The organism is Citrobacter enshiensis, from assembly GCF_029338175.1.
GTDB classification, from domain to species: domain Bacteria; phylum Pseudomonadota; class Gammaproteobacteria; order Enterobacterales; family Enterobacteriaceae; genus Citrobacter_D; species Citrobacter_D enshiensis.
Genome location: NZ_CP119862.1, coordinates 3,478,679 through 3,493,877, shown reverse-complemented (window position 1 = coordinate 3,493,877; position 15,199 = coordinate 3,478,679). Strand labels below are relative to the sequence as shown.

Here is a 15,199-nt window from a genome sequence, read left to right as displayed (position 1 = left end):
TGCCCGGTTGTCGTGAAGCGCGATTGCGCACGCCAGGAGGGTGAGGGTGAAGATATTGCTGACCGGCGCATCGGGGTTTATTGGCAGCACGTTTCTGCGCCGCTTTGCTGACCGTGCCGATCTTGAACTCTGTGGTGTTGGACGGCGAGCGGTAAACGATTTCCCGCCCACCGTGCGTTATCACGCGCTGCCGCTGGAGAAGCTTGCAGAACTCAACGTTACGCCGGATGTGGTCATCCACGCCGCAGGCAGAACCTCGCCCTGGGGATCGCCACAGGACTATGAACGCGATAATGTTGAAACGACCCGGCAGGTGATCGACTTTTGCAACCAACGCAATTTTCCCCGCTTGATACTGCTGTCGAGTTCAGCGGTCTATTCGCGCTTTGCCCATCAATTCAACGTGCGTGAAAACGCGGAAATCGGGCCGCAGTTTACCAGTGAGTATGGCCGCAGTAAGTATCAGGCTGAAGCGTTAGTAAAGGCCTACCGTGGTGAGAAAACAATTTTTCGCCCCTGCGCGGTGTTCGGTGCGGGCGATCGATTACTGTTCCCGCCATTGCTGAGCGCGGCCAGAAAAGGGCAGCTTGTCAGGCTGCGAAACGATGTCACGCCAGCGCAGGCCGATATTATGCCGGTTGGGATGCTGTGTGATTATCTGCTGCGGGCGGCTCGCCACCCACAGTTGAGAAGCTGCTATAACATTTCGGCGGGACAACCCGTTGAGACGGCCGCATTTTTGGATGATGTGCTGCGACAACTGGGTCTGCCGTTACCGGTAAAAACAGTGCGTCCTGGCACCGCGTTGCGCGTTGCGGGGGCGCTGGAGTGGCTATGGCGCTGGCTTCCTCTGGGGGGCGAACCGCCGATCACCCGTTTTGGCATCGGGGTGTTTAGTTATGCCGCTACGCTGGATATCACTGCAATGCGCGAAGACTTTGGCGCGCCAGACGGCACCCTTTCGCAAAGTGTGCAGGATTTTTTACAACATTATCGGACGGTGAACGCATGCTGCTGATTGCTCTCCTCTGGCTGCTTATCCTGCTCTTTAAGCTCTTTTTTGCGCTCAGGATATTACGTACAGCAGATCGTGGTTGTCATGGCGAACTGGAGGCGGTGACGGTGATGCAACCGATCCTCAGCGGCGATCCGGCGCTGGAAAGCGTCCTGGCGTCAACCGTTGAGCAGTTGCGCGGCGCGGCATTTTTCTGGCTTATCGATGATGACGATGCAGAAGCCGCGCAGGTGACGCAGCGTTTGCAACAGCGCTATCCACAGCAGCATATTGTGGTTTTCTCTTTTCCTCAGGCGCCGGAAGGCGTTAATCCCAAGCTGTTTAAGCTGGAGCAGGTGAGGGCGCAGGTGGCCCGCGACGTTATTCTGGTGCTGGACGATGATGCTGTATTGAGCGCGGCGTCATTGCGCCACATGTTGAGTGAACTGACGGATAATACTCTGGTGACCGCGCTTCCCTGGTATCGTGCGGCGGACAACCTGCCTTCTCGTTTGCTGGCGCAGTTTGTTAACGATAATGCTGCGCTGACCTATTTGCCGCTGTTAACGTTCGCACCGCCGCTGACGCTGAATGGGATGTGTTATGCCATCCGCGGTGAAACGCTGGAGCGCGCTGGTGGTTTTGCGCCAGTGCTGCATCACCTGACGGACGATCTGGCGATGGCGACGCTGTTAACGCATCATGGTGTACGCATTGTGCAGTCGACTGCGGCGGTGCGTGTGCAGACCAGCGTGGCCGACGGTACACGCTATTTCCGCCAGATGCATCGCTGGTTCCTGTTTGCCACGCTGCTGATGCGTGAAAAAAGCGCGGCAGTCAATCTGTCGATTTTTCTGCTGCAGGGACTGCACCCGCTGCTACTTTGGACGCTGCTGGTTATGGCGTTCGGCAGCGCGACACACGGCGCTCTTCTGGTGGGAATCGTTGTGATACGCCATCTGGCGCTACGTGGTGTCCAGCGCGCCGTAGCACCGGAAATTCCTGCGCATCCGTTGCTGTCATTGTTGTCCGAATTACTCCAGCCTTTCCATCTGCTGCATGCGCTGGTTAATCGCACCATTTACTGGCGTTCGCGTCGCTACCGTATTTTCAGCAACGATTGTTTTACGTCGCTATGACAAAACCTGATTTACAGATTGCTTTTATTACCGGCCGTAGTCGTCCGGATAACGCGTCGCTCAGTCCTTCGCAGGCGGCGTTTTTGCAGCGGGTTGTCGGCCATCATCAGCCGGTTGCGGTGAATTTTCCGTGGAGTGCTCAACCCGTGCCGTGGCTGGCAACTGGCCTGCTGCGCGCCAGCGTCAATAATGCACGGGAATATCTTGGTGCGCGGCAGTCAGGCTTTGCCTTGCGTTACCAGGCGCAGGCGCTGGAGATGCTGGCGTCAGCAAACCATACGGTACTGCTCTGTGGCAGTTGTGGACTGGAGTTGCTTAATCAGTTGCGCTTACCGCCTGAATGGCTGGCGCGTATCAGTGTTTTTGCCTTTGGTCCGGTTGCGCGTCGCCGACCGGACTGCCGTCATTTGCTGGTACAAGGAGAGCAGGACTGGATTTCGCGCTGCTGGTTTCGACACGCGGACAGACGCATTGCCTGCGGTCATATGAATTATCTTGAACAGCCGCAACTGGCGGCGCTGTGTCGCCAGTTTATTGATGAACCAGGCAGACAGGGAGCGTAGATGCAGCGTTTATTCGATCTGATCCCCGCAGGTGTAACCCGCATTGATTTGCTGGCACCGCCGTTTTCCGGCCATTTACATCCCGTGCTGGCGATGGGACGCGTGCTGTCCGAACGTTATCAGGTACGCATTATCAGCACCCGCGGTGTTGCGTCTTCTGTCGCGGCGGCGGGGCTGATGGGGCTGTCGCTGCCTGGCGATTACGATACGCCGCTGTTGTCGGTCGTGAATCCGAAATATGCGGTAGGCTCCCATCCGCTGCGGTTGTATCGGCAGTTTCGCCAGGTTGTGGGGTTATTGAAGAATTTCGGCGATGAACTGGAACAACTGTGGCTGCGTGAAGGTGTGCCCGATCTGGCAATCGCTGATTTTACACTGCCTGTTGTCGGTGAAGTTTGTCGCCGGCGTGACGTCCTGTGGTGGAGCAGTTTGCCGTCACCCTGCGTGCTTGACACTCCCGATGGCGCGCCTGCGTACTGCGGCGGGTTAATGCCTGCGCAGAACGGGTATCAGCGTTTGTGGCACACCTTGCAACGAAAAAAAGTGCGACTGTTTAAACACGCCGTATTCTGGCTGTTTCGCGACGTTATTCGCCAGACAGGGATCGAGAGCCTGTATCGGCAGGATGGCAGCGAAAGCGCTTACTCGCCGCTGCGCATTCTGGCGCTCAGCGAAGAAACATTCGAATTCCCGCGCAGCTGGCCTGCGGCTGTCAGCTTTATCGGCCCGGCACTCTACACGCCGCCAACGCAGTGTGCCGCACCGCCATTCGAAGCCAATAAACGCCACGTGCTGGTGACACTCGGTACACACCTGGACTGGCATAAAGATGCAGTGATGAACGCGGTTATTGCGCTGGCGAGCACCCTGCCTGACTGGGTATTCCATTTCACCGATGGGCATCAGACCGTCGCGGGACAGCAGCAACAGGACAATGTTTACCGCCTGTCCTGGGTGAATTATGACAACTGGCTGACGCGCTATGATGCGGTCATTCACCACGGCGGCGCCGGGATTATGTGGCATTGCCTGGAGAAGAATATTCCGGCGCTGGTGTATCCGGTGGATTATGACCAGTTTGATCATGCAGCACGGTTAGACTGGAGCGGGAAAGGAGTCTGGATTAAGGACGGATTAAAAGGACTGGAAACGGCGGGACCGTTATTAATGGCGCTGGTTTATGCGGATGTTTCAGACCCGCGATAATAAGCAAAGTTACGATTTACCTGAATGTATGAAAACTCTTTATTATTAACAGGTTATAAGGAATTCTATGCTAAACTGGATTTTTAATGATAATAAACTCACGCTACGGCAAATTTGCTTAGACAGCAAACTATCGACAGCTAAAAAAATACAGAAAATCGATAAGTACCTGGCGAATGGTGGTGATATTAATTTTATTGACCCCGAAATTTCTCCGTGTAACGTGCTGGTTCCCCTGACGCGTAACCCAGAGTCAGATGTCTCTCTGGTGCAATACCTGCTCGATAAAGGGGCACACATTGAGTGTAATGGTTTCAGCGCGTTTCATTCGGCTATCGAGTTCAATAATACACAGCTAGTGACACTTTATCTCAATGCTGGCGCAGATCTTTATTATCAGAATAAATTTAATAATTGTTGGCTCAACTACCTTTTTCATCCTGATCCACAGTATGTCTATCAGGAAAGTCAACGTAAAGACATGATAGATCTTCTGCTTGAGTCTCACCTGGATATCAATAAACCGGTAAGTTTTTGGACCAATGGGGAGCTAAACCACCCATTGGAAATATTATATTCAGAACAAAGCAAAGAGCTGTTTTTACATATCATAAATAAAGATATCACGCTGAATATTGAAGAGACCACGCTGATTGAGGATATTATTCGATCAAACCAATTTTGGGGTCTTGAGGCATTTGTACCGTTGGTGAAACGCTATCCGGATTATAAAAAAGAGCGCTACATTATGGCCAATGATAGCAGCTTTTGGGATGACGCCAATCTGCTGGAATTGTGTGTTTATGAAAAAGCTGCGGACTATTGTGAATATTTGCTCGACAATTATCCAGAACTGAAAGCAGACTCTCGCGCCAAAAGTTTGGTCTACACGGCGCTGACATCAGAGTTTGATCTGCGAATTATCGAAAAACTGCTTAAAGTCACTGTCGATATCAATCGCATCTATAAGATGACGCCACCAGACGCTTATCAGGCACCGTTGATTAGCCAGTATCTGAATAATCCTCATTTTACCGATCCCAATAAGCGCGATTACATCTATCAGGCCCTTGAACTGTTACTCAAATATGGCGCTGACCCAAATAGTGAGTTCGTCAACAACGGTAAACCGTATGAGATGTTGAGCTGGTCAAATTTACGATTACTCATTTACCCAATGGTAGAAAAAAGAACGTTCTTACCCCAATTTCTCGATCTCTTTTTGCAGTATGGTCTGGATATCAATAAGAAATTTGGCTCCGTAGAAGAACCGACCTTACTGACCATCACTCAGCGCGGTTCATGGAAAGAAGACCAGGAAACGATCATTAAGGTGATGGAGTATTTGCTGCCATTGGGACTTGATTTAAGCCTCACCAATATTTACGACACTAATTTCGTCTCAGCCGCCGCTATTTCTTGTCGTACTCAGCTGCTTGAATGGTTGATTCACCAGGGGGGCGATATTCATACTCATTGTGGTCACGATAACTCCCCTATCTTACATAAAGCCATTTCGACCTACTCGTTAGCTGAAATAACCGGACCTATACGCCGTCAGACCGTTCAGCTTCTGTTACAACATGGCGCGAAACTTGAAGAGTTTTCAGTCGATGAACAATTTACGCCGTTGATGTGCGCCTGCTACTACGGTGCCCAATCCTGCGTCGACGTTCTGTTAGAGCAGGGGGCTAACCCTAATGCGCTTAATGGTGAGGGCACCACGCCTGCCCTGTGTGCCATCACCGGCGGTGGCTCAAATGAGTTTCCTCGTTTTGAATCCACGGCTGTGCGGATCCTGAAGCTATTACAGCAGTATGGTGCTAATTTAACGGTGGAGGATTGCCATGGCAACAGTCCGCTCGTGGTAGTAATCCGGTTGAATTATAAAGAGATATTTGAGGCACTTCTCCAGATGGTGCCGTATAGCCAGGCGCAGCTTGAACACGCGCTCGCCATCTCTGAGCCAGAGAGCTATTTCCACCGCCGTCTACAGCAGCAGATCAATGGGGAAACTGCGCCCATTCCCACCAAAGCAGAAAGCGAACCAGAGCAACCCGTCTTGCCTGCAGGCGAAGATAAACCCGCCATTGAGGCAATGGAACCACAACCGCGGGTAATAAAAGCCAGCCCAGAGGCCTGCAGTGCGGCCTCGCAGAGAAGCCAAATTCCGACGATTATCGAACTGAAAGCCAAAGTGAAAAGTTTCTTTAAACCGGTAGCCAGCGATCCCGATATTACGGCTACTCAATTAAACGGTATTGAAGAACAGGTAGACCTGTTAATTGAAAAACTGGATAACTTCAGCTTTTTTCGCAATCAGGCCACCAAAGAGGAATTTGAAGAAGGCGTTCAGGAATATATCGATGAAACCGTCGGGCAGATCAACACTCTCATTGAGGATGATTATCCGGCACTGACCGAAGCATTGGTCGATGCGGTTTGGGTCATTTTGCAGTTCTATCGGGTGGATATTGAGATTGAAACCGCCCTCAGAAAACGCTTCTGGTAAGGTTTCGCTTACGGTCAGAGCCATCTGAGTGGGATGGCTCTGGACTTTGCGACATCAAGAACAACGCGATATTAAAACGCAGCATGTTTTGGCAGCGTCAGAATAAAACGGGTGGCGCGTAAATCAGAGGTGACGGCGACGGTTCCCTGATGGGCGATGACAATTGATTTCACAATCGCCAGTCCAATGCCGCTGCCTTCGCCTTTACGTTGACGGGAGGGATCGACGCGGTAAAACCGGTCAAACAGACGCGGTAAATGTTCCGGTGCAATAGGGGTGCCAGGGTTCTCAACGATAATCTGCACCTGATTCTGCGCCTCAAAAAGCCGCACGGTGACGGATTCTCCCTTCGGGGTGTAACGCATCGCATTGGAGAGTAAATTACTTAACGCCCGGCGCAACATAATGGGGTCGCCAGACACCCAGCACGCGCGGCCTTCAAAGCGTAAACTCACCTCGCGCTCTTCAGCCCAGGCTTCGAAAAAGTCGAAGACTTTGCCCACTTCATCCGCCAGGTTCAGCGCCTTTTTCTCCGGAATGAGCTGATTGTTGTCTGCCTGTGCGAGGAACAGCATATCGCTCACCATCTTCGACATACGGCCAAACTCTTCGAGATTGGAATACAGCACATCCTCCAGCTCTTTCTGGCTGCGGGGTTGGCTGAGCGCAATCTCGGTTTGCGTCACCAGATTGGTGATCGGGGTTCGGATTTCATGGGCGATGTCGGCGGAGAAGTTGGACTGGCGAGTAAAAACATCCTCAATACGCTCAATCATGTGATTAAACGAGATAACCAGACGTTCCAACTCGATCGGCACGGCCTGCGGATCTAAGCGGACATCAAGATCTTTTGAAGTCATGTTTTGAATGCGCCGGCTCACGCTGCGGATCGGTTCGTGGCCTTTATACACGGCAAGCAGGACGATAAAAATAATCAGTATGCTGACCAATGAGGCTGTCATAATCAGCTTGTTTTTCAGGTCGTTAATATAGTGCAGATGAAAATCTATCGATAACGCCATATACAGCGTCCAGGCGGGTTTGCCGTCAGGTAATTGCCCCACCGGCAGACGGATCATCCGCCAGGTAGAGTGAGCGCCGTGTCCCTGATTGTGCCCCTGCATGTTCAGGGTTGGGCCGGAAAGCAAAAAGACGTCGCCGTTACCGGCATTTTTATCCGGCGTTGCACGACCGATAAACTCGCGCAGGTCAGGCGCACCTGGTGAATGAAAAATGGCCTTTTTATTAGCATCTTCGAGAGAAATCATCACATTTGAGTAGCCTGAAACCACATTTCGCAGGTTTTCCAGACGGCGGGATTCCGGCTCTTCGCCTTGGTTGAGAATTCGCTCCAGCGTCTGGCTTATCTCTTTTAAGTCATTAATATCCTGCTCGGCAAAGTGGACTTTTACCGAGTGGATCATGACCCAGGCAAAGGCGAAAAAGGCGGCGATGGTCGCCAGGCTGATAAAAAACGTCAGTCGTGTCGCCAGCGAGAAAGGGCGGCGAAACCGCTTAGTGGCCATCCGGCACCTCAAGCATATAGCCAACGCCGCGAACGGTCTGGATCAGTTTCGGCTCAAATTCGTTGTCTATTTTGGCGCGCAGGCGTTTAACCGCCACGTCGATGGCGTTGGTGTCGCTGTCAAAATTCATGTCCCATACCTGGGAGGCAATCAGCGAACGCGGTAACACTTCCCCTTGATGGCGCAGGAAAAACTCCAGCAATGTGAACTCTTTACTGGTCAAGGTGATCCGCGTTCCGTTGCGGGTAACTTTTCTGCTGACCAGATCCACGGTTAAGTCAGCCACCTGAAATTGACTCTCCACTATCACCGTCGCGCCCCGGCGCAACAGGGTTCTGACGCGGGCCAGCAATTCGGCGAAGGCGAACGGTTTCACCAGATAATCATCTGCGCCCAGTTCCAGACCTTTAACCCGATGCTCAATGGTGCCCAGCGCCGTGAGCAGGAGGATTGGCATCCCTTTGTTGGCGGCGCGCAGCATACGCACGATATCCCAGCCGTTCACGTCTGGCAGCATGATGTCGAGGATGAGCAGATCGTAATTGCTGGTCATCGCGAGGTGATATCCGTTCAGCCCGTTATCGGTCAAATCCACCACAAATCCGGCTTCTGTCAGACCTTTAGTCAGATATTCGCCGGTCTTGTTTTCATCTTCGACTATCAAAATCTTCATCACTTATTCCTTCACGCATTGACTGTGCGGGCTCTCAATTCTAGAGAAGCCGGATCGGATAGCAATCGGTTATTGGGAAAATGACAGTTTTGTCATTTTGCTGTCACGGGTTAGCCAGAGTCATTTCGGTAAGGTACGGGGCATCAGTTCACATTCACATTAGGGTTACGGGTCCACGGCGGGCGAAAAGGATTATGTACACATTTAAGCGTCTTACCCTCAGTGCTTTATTTGTTCTGACAGGATGTTCACTGGCGCCGGATTATCAGCGCCCGGAATCCCCCGTGCCGCAACAATTTTCCCTCTCGCAAAATGCGATGGTCCCCGCGACAACGGGGTATCAGGAAACCGGCTGGCGGACTTTTTTCGTTGACCAGCAGGTGAAAGTGCTGATTGGCGAGGCGCTGCGCAACAACCGCGATTTGCGCATGGCAACGCTGAAGGTGCAGGAAGCGCGAGCGCAATATCAGGTGACGGATGCCGACCGATATCCGCAGCTCGACGCAGACTCGAGCGGTAGCTGGAGTCGTAAAGTCGAAGGGGACTCCCGTACGACCCGCGAATATGAAGCCGGGTTGAATTTGAGTTTCGATCTGGACTTCTTTGGCCGCTTGAAGAATATGAGCGAAGCTGACCGACAGAACTTTTTCGCCAGTGAAGAAGCCCGTCGCGCGGTGCATATTTTATTAATCTCCAACGTCTCGCAAAGTTATTTCAACCAGCGCCTGGCCTATGCGCAACTGCAGGTCGCGCGGGAAACATTACAAAACTATCAACGCTCCTACGCGTTTGTCGAAAAACAACTGCTGACCGGCAGCACCAACGTGCTGGCGCTGGAGCAGGCGCGGGGCGTGATTGAAAGTACGCGGGCTGACATCGCAAAACGGCAGGGAGAGCTGGCGCAGGCCACGCATGCCTTACAACTGCTGTTGGGGAGCTACACAACGTTACCGAATGAGAACGTGGGTAACGCCGGAGATATTAACGGCGTCAAATTACCGCCTTCGCTCTCTTCGCAAATCTTATTACAGCGTCCGGATATTATGGAAGCTGAACACGCATTAATGGCGGCCAATGCCAATATTGGCGCGGCGCGTGCGGCATTTTTCCCCTCCATTACGCTGACCGGTTCGCTTTCAGGTAGTAGCAGCGATCTTTCCAGTTTATTTAATCCCGGTAATGGGATGTGGAATTTTATCCCTAAAGTGGAGCTGCCGATTTTTAATGCCGGTCGTAACCAGGCCAATCTCGATTTAGCCGAAATTCGCCAGCAGCAGTCGGTGGTGAATTACGAACAAAAGATCCAGAACGCCTTTAAAGAGGTGGCGGATGCACTGGCATTACGCCAAAGCCTGGCGGATCAAATTACCGCGCAACAACGCTATCTGGATTCCCTGAATATTACGCTGCAACGCGCCAGAGTGCTCTATCAGAACGGCGCGGTGAGTTACATCAACGTGCTGGATGCAGAACGTTCGCTGTTTACCACGCAGCAAACCTTACTTGATCTCAATTATGCCCGGCAGGTGAATGAAATTAGGTTGTTCACTGCACTGGGCGGCGGTTGGGCGGAATAAAACCAGGATACAAACTCAGGAGACAATATGATGACCACAACGATTAAAGCCGCTGTTTTTACTCTTTTTACGCTCGTCGCAGCGAATGCGCAGGCCAATGAACATCAACATGAAGGGATGATGAACGCGACCCCTGCTGCTGAGCAGACGCAAGCAATCAGCGCGACGGGTATCGTGAAAGCCATCGATATGGAAAATAAAAAAATCACGATTAACCACGATCCCATTCCTTCCGTGAACTGGCCGGCAATGACGATGCGCTTTACGCTGACGCCGCAAACGCAGCTCGGTGATATTAAGGTCGGTGACAAAGTGGCGTTTAATTTTGTGCAACAGGGAAATTTGTCGCAGCTGCTGGATATTAACGTCAGTCAGTAATAGGTATGGCTCGCCACCGATATTCTTGCCTGCGTTCAGTAGAACGCGGGTAAGCGTAGATAAGAAATGGAAAACACTATGGCGTCTTTTAAACTCAATAATCTCGCGCTTATTTTTGCCAGCATGCTTGTCGGCGGCATTATTTCTGTCGGGGGATATGCATATTATTCTTCAACGCACGGAACTGCTGATATGACACCTGCGCCGGAAAAAGAGGCGCGGAAAGTTCTGTTCTGGTATGACCCGATGTACCCAAATACCCGTTTTGATAAACCGGGGAAATCTCCGTTTATGGATATGGACCTGGTCGCGAAATATGCCGATGAAGAGGCGGGTGATGTCTCAACGCCGGGCGTGCGCATCGATCCTGTCCAGACCCAGAATTTGGGACTGAAAACCGAAACCGTACGCCGTGGACCGTTGAATTATGCGCAGACGTTTCCGGCGAATGTCAGTTTTAACGAATACCAGTTTGTGATTGTGCAGGCGCGTTCTGCCGGATTTATTGACAAGGTTTACCCGCTGACGGTCGGCGACAAAATCAAGAAAGGCACGCCGCTGATAGAGTTGACGATCCCCGACTGGGTGGAAGCGCAAAGTGAATACTTGCTCCTGCGGGAGACGGGCGGCACGGCAACCCAGGTGGAGGGGATTCTGGAGCGGCTACGACTGGCGGGTATGCCGGAAGAGGATATCCGCCGTTTAACAGCGACCCGTAAAATTCAGACGCGATTTACGCTCAAAGCGCCGATTGATGGGGTGATTACCGCCTTTGATTTACGCACCGGCATGAACATTGCCAAAGATAACGTGGTGGCGAAAATTCAGGGGATGGATCCGGTGTGGGTCGCCGCCGCCGTTCCGGAATCTGTCGCCTGGCTGATAAAAGATGCCTCCCAGTTTGCGCTAACCATTCCGGCCTGGCCGAATAAATCGTTCACCATTCGCAAGTGGAGCATCCTGCCAAGCCTCGACGCCACCACCCGAACGCTTCAACTGCGCTTGCTGGTGGATAACCCCGATGAAGCGCTGAAACCGGGTATGAATGCCTATCTGAAACTGAATACCGAAAGCGAGCCGATGCTGCTGATCCCGTCAAAAGCGCTGATTGATACCGGCAAAGAGCAGCGGGTGATCACCGTCGATAGCGACGGACGTTTTGTGCCGAAACGCGTCTGGGTATTTCACGAATCGCAAGGGATGACGGCCATTCGTTCCGGGCTGACCGAAGGTGAAAAGGTCGTTTCCAGCGGCCTGTTCCTGATCGACTCCGAGGCGAATATTTCCGGCGCCCTGGATCGCATGCGGGCGCACACGCTAGCAGACACCTCCGCTCCGGCGACCCATTCACACTGAGGGAATCGTAAATGATTGAATGGATTATTCGCCGGTCAGTGGCAAATCGTTTCCTGGTGATGATGGGGGCGTTGTTCCTCAGCGTCTGGGGAACCTGGACCATCATCAATACCCCGGTTGACGCACTGCCCGATCTCTCGGATGTGCAGGTTATCATCAAAACAAGCTATCCCGGTCAGGCACCGCAAATTGTTGAAAACCAGGTGACCTACCCGCTGACGACCACCATGCTGTCCGTGCCCGGTGCGAAAACCGTGCGCGGTTTCTCGCAGTTTGGCGACTCCTATGTGTACGTGATTTTTGAAGACGGTACCGACCCGTACTGGGCGCGTTCGCGCGTACTGGAGTACCTCAACCAGGTGCAGGGGAAATTACCCCAGGGCGTTAGCGCCGAGATGGGGCCGGACGCCACGGGCGTCGGCTGGATCTTTGAATATGCGCTGGTGGACCGTAGCGGCAAACACGATCTGGCGGAACTGCGCTCCTTGCAGGACTGGTTTTTGAAGTATGAGTTGAAAACGATCCCTAACGTGGCGGAAGTCGCCTCGGTGGGGGGCGTGGTGAAAGAGTATCAGGTCGTTATCGATCCGATGAAACTCACCCAGTACGGTATCAGCCTGTCAGAGGTGAAATCGGCGCTGGATTCCTCGAATCAGGAAGCGGGAGGCTCGTCTGTTGAACTGTCTGAAGCGGAGTACATGGTCCGCGCCAGCGGTTATCTGCAAACCCTTGATGACTTCAACAACATCGTATTGAAATCCGCTGAAAACGGTGTCCCGGTCTATTTGCGGGATGTCGCACGTGTGCAAATCGGTCCGGAAATGCGCCGGGGTATTGCTGAGCTGAATGGCGAAGGCGAAGTCGCGGGCGGGGTGGTTATCCTGCGTTCCGGCAAAAATGCGCGGGAGGTGATTTCGGCGGTAAAAGAGAAACTGGCGACGCTGAAAAGCAGTTTACCCGCAGGCGTCGAGGTGGTGACAACCTACGATCGTAGTCAGTTGATTGACCGGGCGATTAACAATCTCAGCTATAAATTGCTGGAAGAGTTTATTGTCGTGGCGCTGGTCTGTGCGCTCTTTTTGTGGCACATCCGGTCGGCGCTGGTGGCGATTATTTCGTTGCCGCTGGGACTGTGTATCGCCTTCATCGTGATGCATTTTCAGGGGATCAACGCCAACATTATGTCGCTAGGGGGCATCGCCATTGCGGTCGGGGCGATGGTAGATGCCGCCATTGTAATGATTGAGAACGCCCACAAACGCCTGGAAGAGTGGGGGCACCTGCACCCTGGCGAAAAACTGGATAACGACACCCGCTGGAACGTGATCACCCATGCGGCGGTGGAAGTGGGACCGGCGTTGTTTATCAGTCTGCTGATTATCACACTCTCTTTTATCCCCATTTTTACCCTCGAAGGACAGGAAGGGCGGTTGTTCGGACCGCTGGCGTTCACCAAAACCTGGGCGATGGCGGGGGCGGCATTTTTGGCGATTGTGGTGACGCCGGTTCTGATGGGCTTTTGGATCCGCGGGAAGATCCCCGCAGAAAACAGCAATCCGCTCAACCGCTTTTTGATTCGCGTTTACCATCCGTTATTGTTGAAGGTATTACACTGGCCAAAGACCACACTATTAGTGGCGGTGTTCTCTATCCTGACCGTGCTGTGGCCGCTCAAAAATATCGGCGGGGAGTTTTTGCCGCAAATTAACGAGGGCGATCTGCTGTATATGCCTTCTACGTTGCCGGGGATCTCGGCGGCGCAGGCGGCTGATATGCTGCAAAAAACCGACAAACTGATCATGACCGTACCGGAAGTGGCGCGGGTGTTTGGCAAAACAGGGAAAGCAGAAACGGCAACGGATTCGGCGCCGCTGGAGATGGTGGAAACGACCATTCAGCTCAAACCGCAAGACCAGTGGCGTCCGGGAATGACGATGGACAAAATCATCGAGGAACTGGATAAAACGGTGCGCTTGCCGGGGCTGGCCAACTTGTGGGTGCCACCAATCCGTAACCGAATTGATATGTTGTCTACGGGGATAAAAAGTCCTATCGGGATAAAAGTGTCCGGCACGGTGCTGGCCGATATCGATGCTACCGCAGAGCAAATTGAAGAGGTGGCGCGAACCGTGCCCGGGGTTGCCTCTGCGCTGGCGGAACGGCTGGAAGGCGGGCGCTATATCAATATTGATATTCAGCGTGAAAAAGCCGCGCGTTATGGCATGACGGTCGGCGATGTGCAGCTGTTCATCACCTCGGCGGTGGGCGGCGCAATGGTCGGTGAAACGGTGGAAGGGATCGCGCGATACCCGATAAATCTGCGTTATCCGCAAAGTTATCGCGACAGCCCGGAAACGCTGCGTCAGTTACCGATTCTGACGCCGATGAAGCAACAAATTACGCTGGCGGATGTGGCTGAAGTGAAGGTGGTTGCGGGGCCGTCGATGTTGAAAACGGAAAATGCCCGTCCGGCCAGTTGGATCTACATTGATGCCCGCGATCGTGACATGGTGTCGGTGGTTAACGATCTCAAAAAAGCGATAGCGGAAAAGGTGCAGCTGAAGCCCGGCACCAGCGTGGCGTTTTCCGGCCAGTTTGAGCTCCTTGAGCGGGCGAACCACAAGCTGAAACTGATGGTGCCGACGACGCTGATGATCATTTTTGTGCTGCTGTATCTGGCTTTCCGTCGAGTGGGAGAAGCGTTGCTGATCATTACCAGCGTGCCGTTCGCGCTGGTGGGGGGAATCTGGTTCCTGTACTGGATGGGATTCCATTTATCGGTGGCGACCGGAACCGGGTTTATCGCGCTGGCGGGCGTCGCGGCGGAGTTTGGGGTGGTGATGCTGATGTACCTTCGTCATGCCATTGAAGCCGAACCTACGCTGGAAAACCCGCAGACCTTCACGCCCGAGAAACTGGATGAGGCGCTGTACCACGGTGCGGTTCTGCGTGTCAGACCGAAGGCCATGACTGTGGCGGTCATTATCGCGGGCTTGTTGCCCATTTTGTGGGGCGCCGGCGCCGGGTCAGAAGTTATGAGCCGCATTGCTGCGCCAATGATTGGGGGCATGATTACCGCGCCGCTGCTGTCGCTGTTTATCATTCCGGCGGCGTATAAATTGATGTGGTTGCGCAGGCACCGAAATCAGCAAACGTAATGTCCAGGATGATTGTTTCTCAATAATTATATAATCATCTCACGAAACTATTTAAGACCAGCATAGGTAATGCTGGTCTTTTTCCCTGTGTTCCTGCATTAAACCACGCGTATAAAG

11 protein-coding genes are annotated in these 15,199 nt (G+C 52.9%); 9 read left to right on the top strand and 2 right to left on the bottom strand.

Features of this window, described 5'->3' with window-relative positions:
• The first annotated feature begins 46 nt into the window (after positions 1-46).
• The 5 genes from P2W74_RS16765 (at position 47) to P2W74_RS16745 (ending at position 6,414) form a co-directional block, all read left to right on the top strand.
• The gene (locus P2W74_RS16765) at positions 47-1,018 is read left to right on the top strand and encodes an NAD-dependent epimerase/dehydratase family protein (RefSeq protein WP_276292497.1); all 972 of its coding nucleotides are present in this window, start codon (positions 47-49) and stop codon (positions 1,016-1,018) included.
• Positions 1,009-2,133: a glycosyltransferase gene (locus P2W74_RS16760; protein WP_276292496.1), complete on the top strand. Its 1,125-nt coding sequence runs from the start codon at positions 1,009-1,011 to the stop codon at positions 2,131-2,133. Before P2W74_RS16765 ends, P2W74_RS16760 begins: the two co-directional genes overlap by 10 nt.
• A complete protein-coding gene (locus P2W74_RS16755; RefSeq protein ID WP_276292495.1) occupies positions 2,130-2,696 on the top strand; it encodes a hypothetical protein in 567 nt (188 codons plus the stop codon). The genes P2W74_RS16760 and P2W74_RS16755 overlap by 4 nt, the downstream gene beginning before the upstream one ends.
• Positions 2,697-3,902: a glycosyltransferase family protein gene (locus P2W74_RS16750; RefSeq protein WP_276292494.1), complete on the top strand. Its 1,206-nt coding sequence runs from the start codon at positions 2,697-2,699 to the stop codon at positions 3,900-3,902.
• Positions 3,903-3,969: 67 nt separating this feature from the next.
• Entirely contained in the window at positions 3,970-6,414 is a 2,445-nt protein-coding gene (locus P2W74_RS16745) for an ankyrin repeat domain-containing protein (RefSeq protein ID WP_276292493.1), read from the top strand.
• Positions 6,415-6,485: 71 nt separating this feature from the next.
• On the opposite strand, the gene P2W74_RS16740 is transcribed toward P2W74_RS16745, so the two are convergent.
• Positions 6,486-7,940, bottom strand: a complete 1,455-nt coding sequence (locus tag P2W74_RS16740; RefSeq protein ID WP_276292492.1) for a Cu(+)/Ag(+) sensor histidine kinase — start codon at positions 7,938-7,940, stop codon at positions 6,486-6,488.
• Positions 7,930-8,613 carry a copper response regulator transcription factor CusR gene (gene cusR, locus P2W74_RS16735; protein ID WP_276292491.1) on the bottom strand — a complete coding sequence of 228 codons (684 nt, stop codon included), beginning with the start codon at positions 8,611-8,613 and terminating at the stop codon, positions 7,930-7,932. Before cusR ends, P2W74_RS16740 begins: the two co-directional genes overlap by 11 nt.
• Before the next feature lie 194 nt (positions 8,614-8,807).
• On the opposite strand from cusR, the gene P2W74_RS16730 reads away from it, so the two are divergent.
• The 4 genes from P2W74_RS16730 (at position 8,808) to P2W74_RS16715 (ending at position 15,082) form a co-directional block, all read left to right on the top strand.
• A complete protein-coding gene (locus P2W74_RS16730) occupies positions 8,808-10,190 on the top strand; it encodes an efflux transporter outer membrane subunit (protein WP_276292490.1) in 1,383 nt (460 codons plus the stop codon).
• A 30-nt stretch (positions 10,191-10,220) separates the two neighbouring features.
• Positions 10,221-10,568, top strand: a complete 348-nt coding sequence (gene cusF / locus P2W74_RS16725) for a cation efflux system protein CusF (RefSeq protein ID WP_276295213.1) — start codon at positions 10,221-10,223, stop codon at positions 10,566-10,568.
• Between the two features lie 78 nt (positions 10,569-10,646).
• Positions 10,647-11,924, top strand: coding sequence for an efflux RND transporter periplasmic adaptor subunit (locus P2W74_RS16720; RefSeq protein ID WP_276292489.1), 1,278 nt, complete (start codon positions 10,647-10,649; stop codon positions 11,922-11,924).
• A gap of 11 nt (positions 11,925-11,935) precedes the next feature.
• Complete coding sequence (locus tag P2W74_RS16715; protein ID WP_276292488.1) at positions 11,936-15,082, top strand: CusA/CzcA family heavy metal efflux RND transporter; 3,147 nt, start codon at positions 11,936-11,938, stop codon at positions 15,080-15,082.
• Positions 15,083-15,199 lie beyond the last annotated feature (117 nt).

Bases quoted from the DNA above. Each gene is read 5' to 3' on its own strand.
- P2W74_RS16760 (WP_276292496.1), top strand. From the start codon at position 1,009: ATGCTGCTGATTGCTCTCCTCTGGCTGCTTATCCTGCTCTTTAAGCTC.
- P2W74_RS16755 (WP_276292495.1), top strand. From the start codon at position 2,130: ATGACAAAACCTGATTTACAGATTGCTTTTATTACCGGCCGTAGTCGT.
- P2W74_RS16750 (WP_276292494.1), top strand. From the start codon at position 2,697: ATGCAGCGTTTATTCGATCTGATCCCCGCAGGTGTAACCCGCATTGAT.
- P2W74_RS16745 (WP_276292493.1), top strand. From the start codon at position 3,970: ATGCTAAACTGGATTTTTAATGATAATAAACTCACGCTACGGCAAATT.
- P2W74_RS16740 (WP_276292492.1), bottom strand. From the start codon at position 7,940: ATGGCCACTAAGCGGTTTCGCCGCCCTTTCTCGCTGGCGACACGACTG.
- cusR (WP_276292491.1), bottom strand. From the start codon at position 8,613: ATGAAGATTTTGATAGTCGAAGATGAAAACAAGACCGGCGAATATCTG.
- P2W74_RS16730 (WP_276292490.1), top strand. From the start codon at position 8,808: ATGTACACATTTAAGCGTCTTACCCTCAGTGCTTTATTTGTTCTGACA.
- cusF (WP_276295213.1), top strand. From the start codon at position 10,221: ATGACCACAACGATTAAAGCCGCTGTTTTTACTCTTTTTACGCTCGTC.
- P2W74_RS16720 (WP_276292489.1), top strand. From the start codon at position 10,647: ATGGCGTCTTTTAAACTCAATAATCTCGCGCTTATTTTTGCCAGCATG.
- P2W74_RS16715 (WP_276292488.1), top strand. From the start codon at position 11,936: ATGATTGAATGGATTATTCGCCGGTCAGTGGCAAATCGTTTCCTGGTG.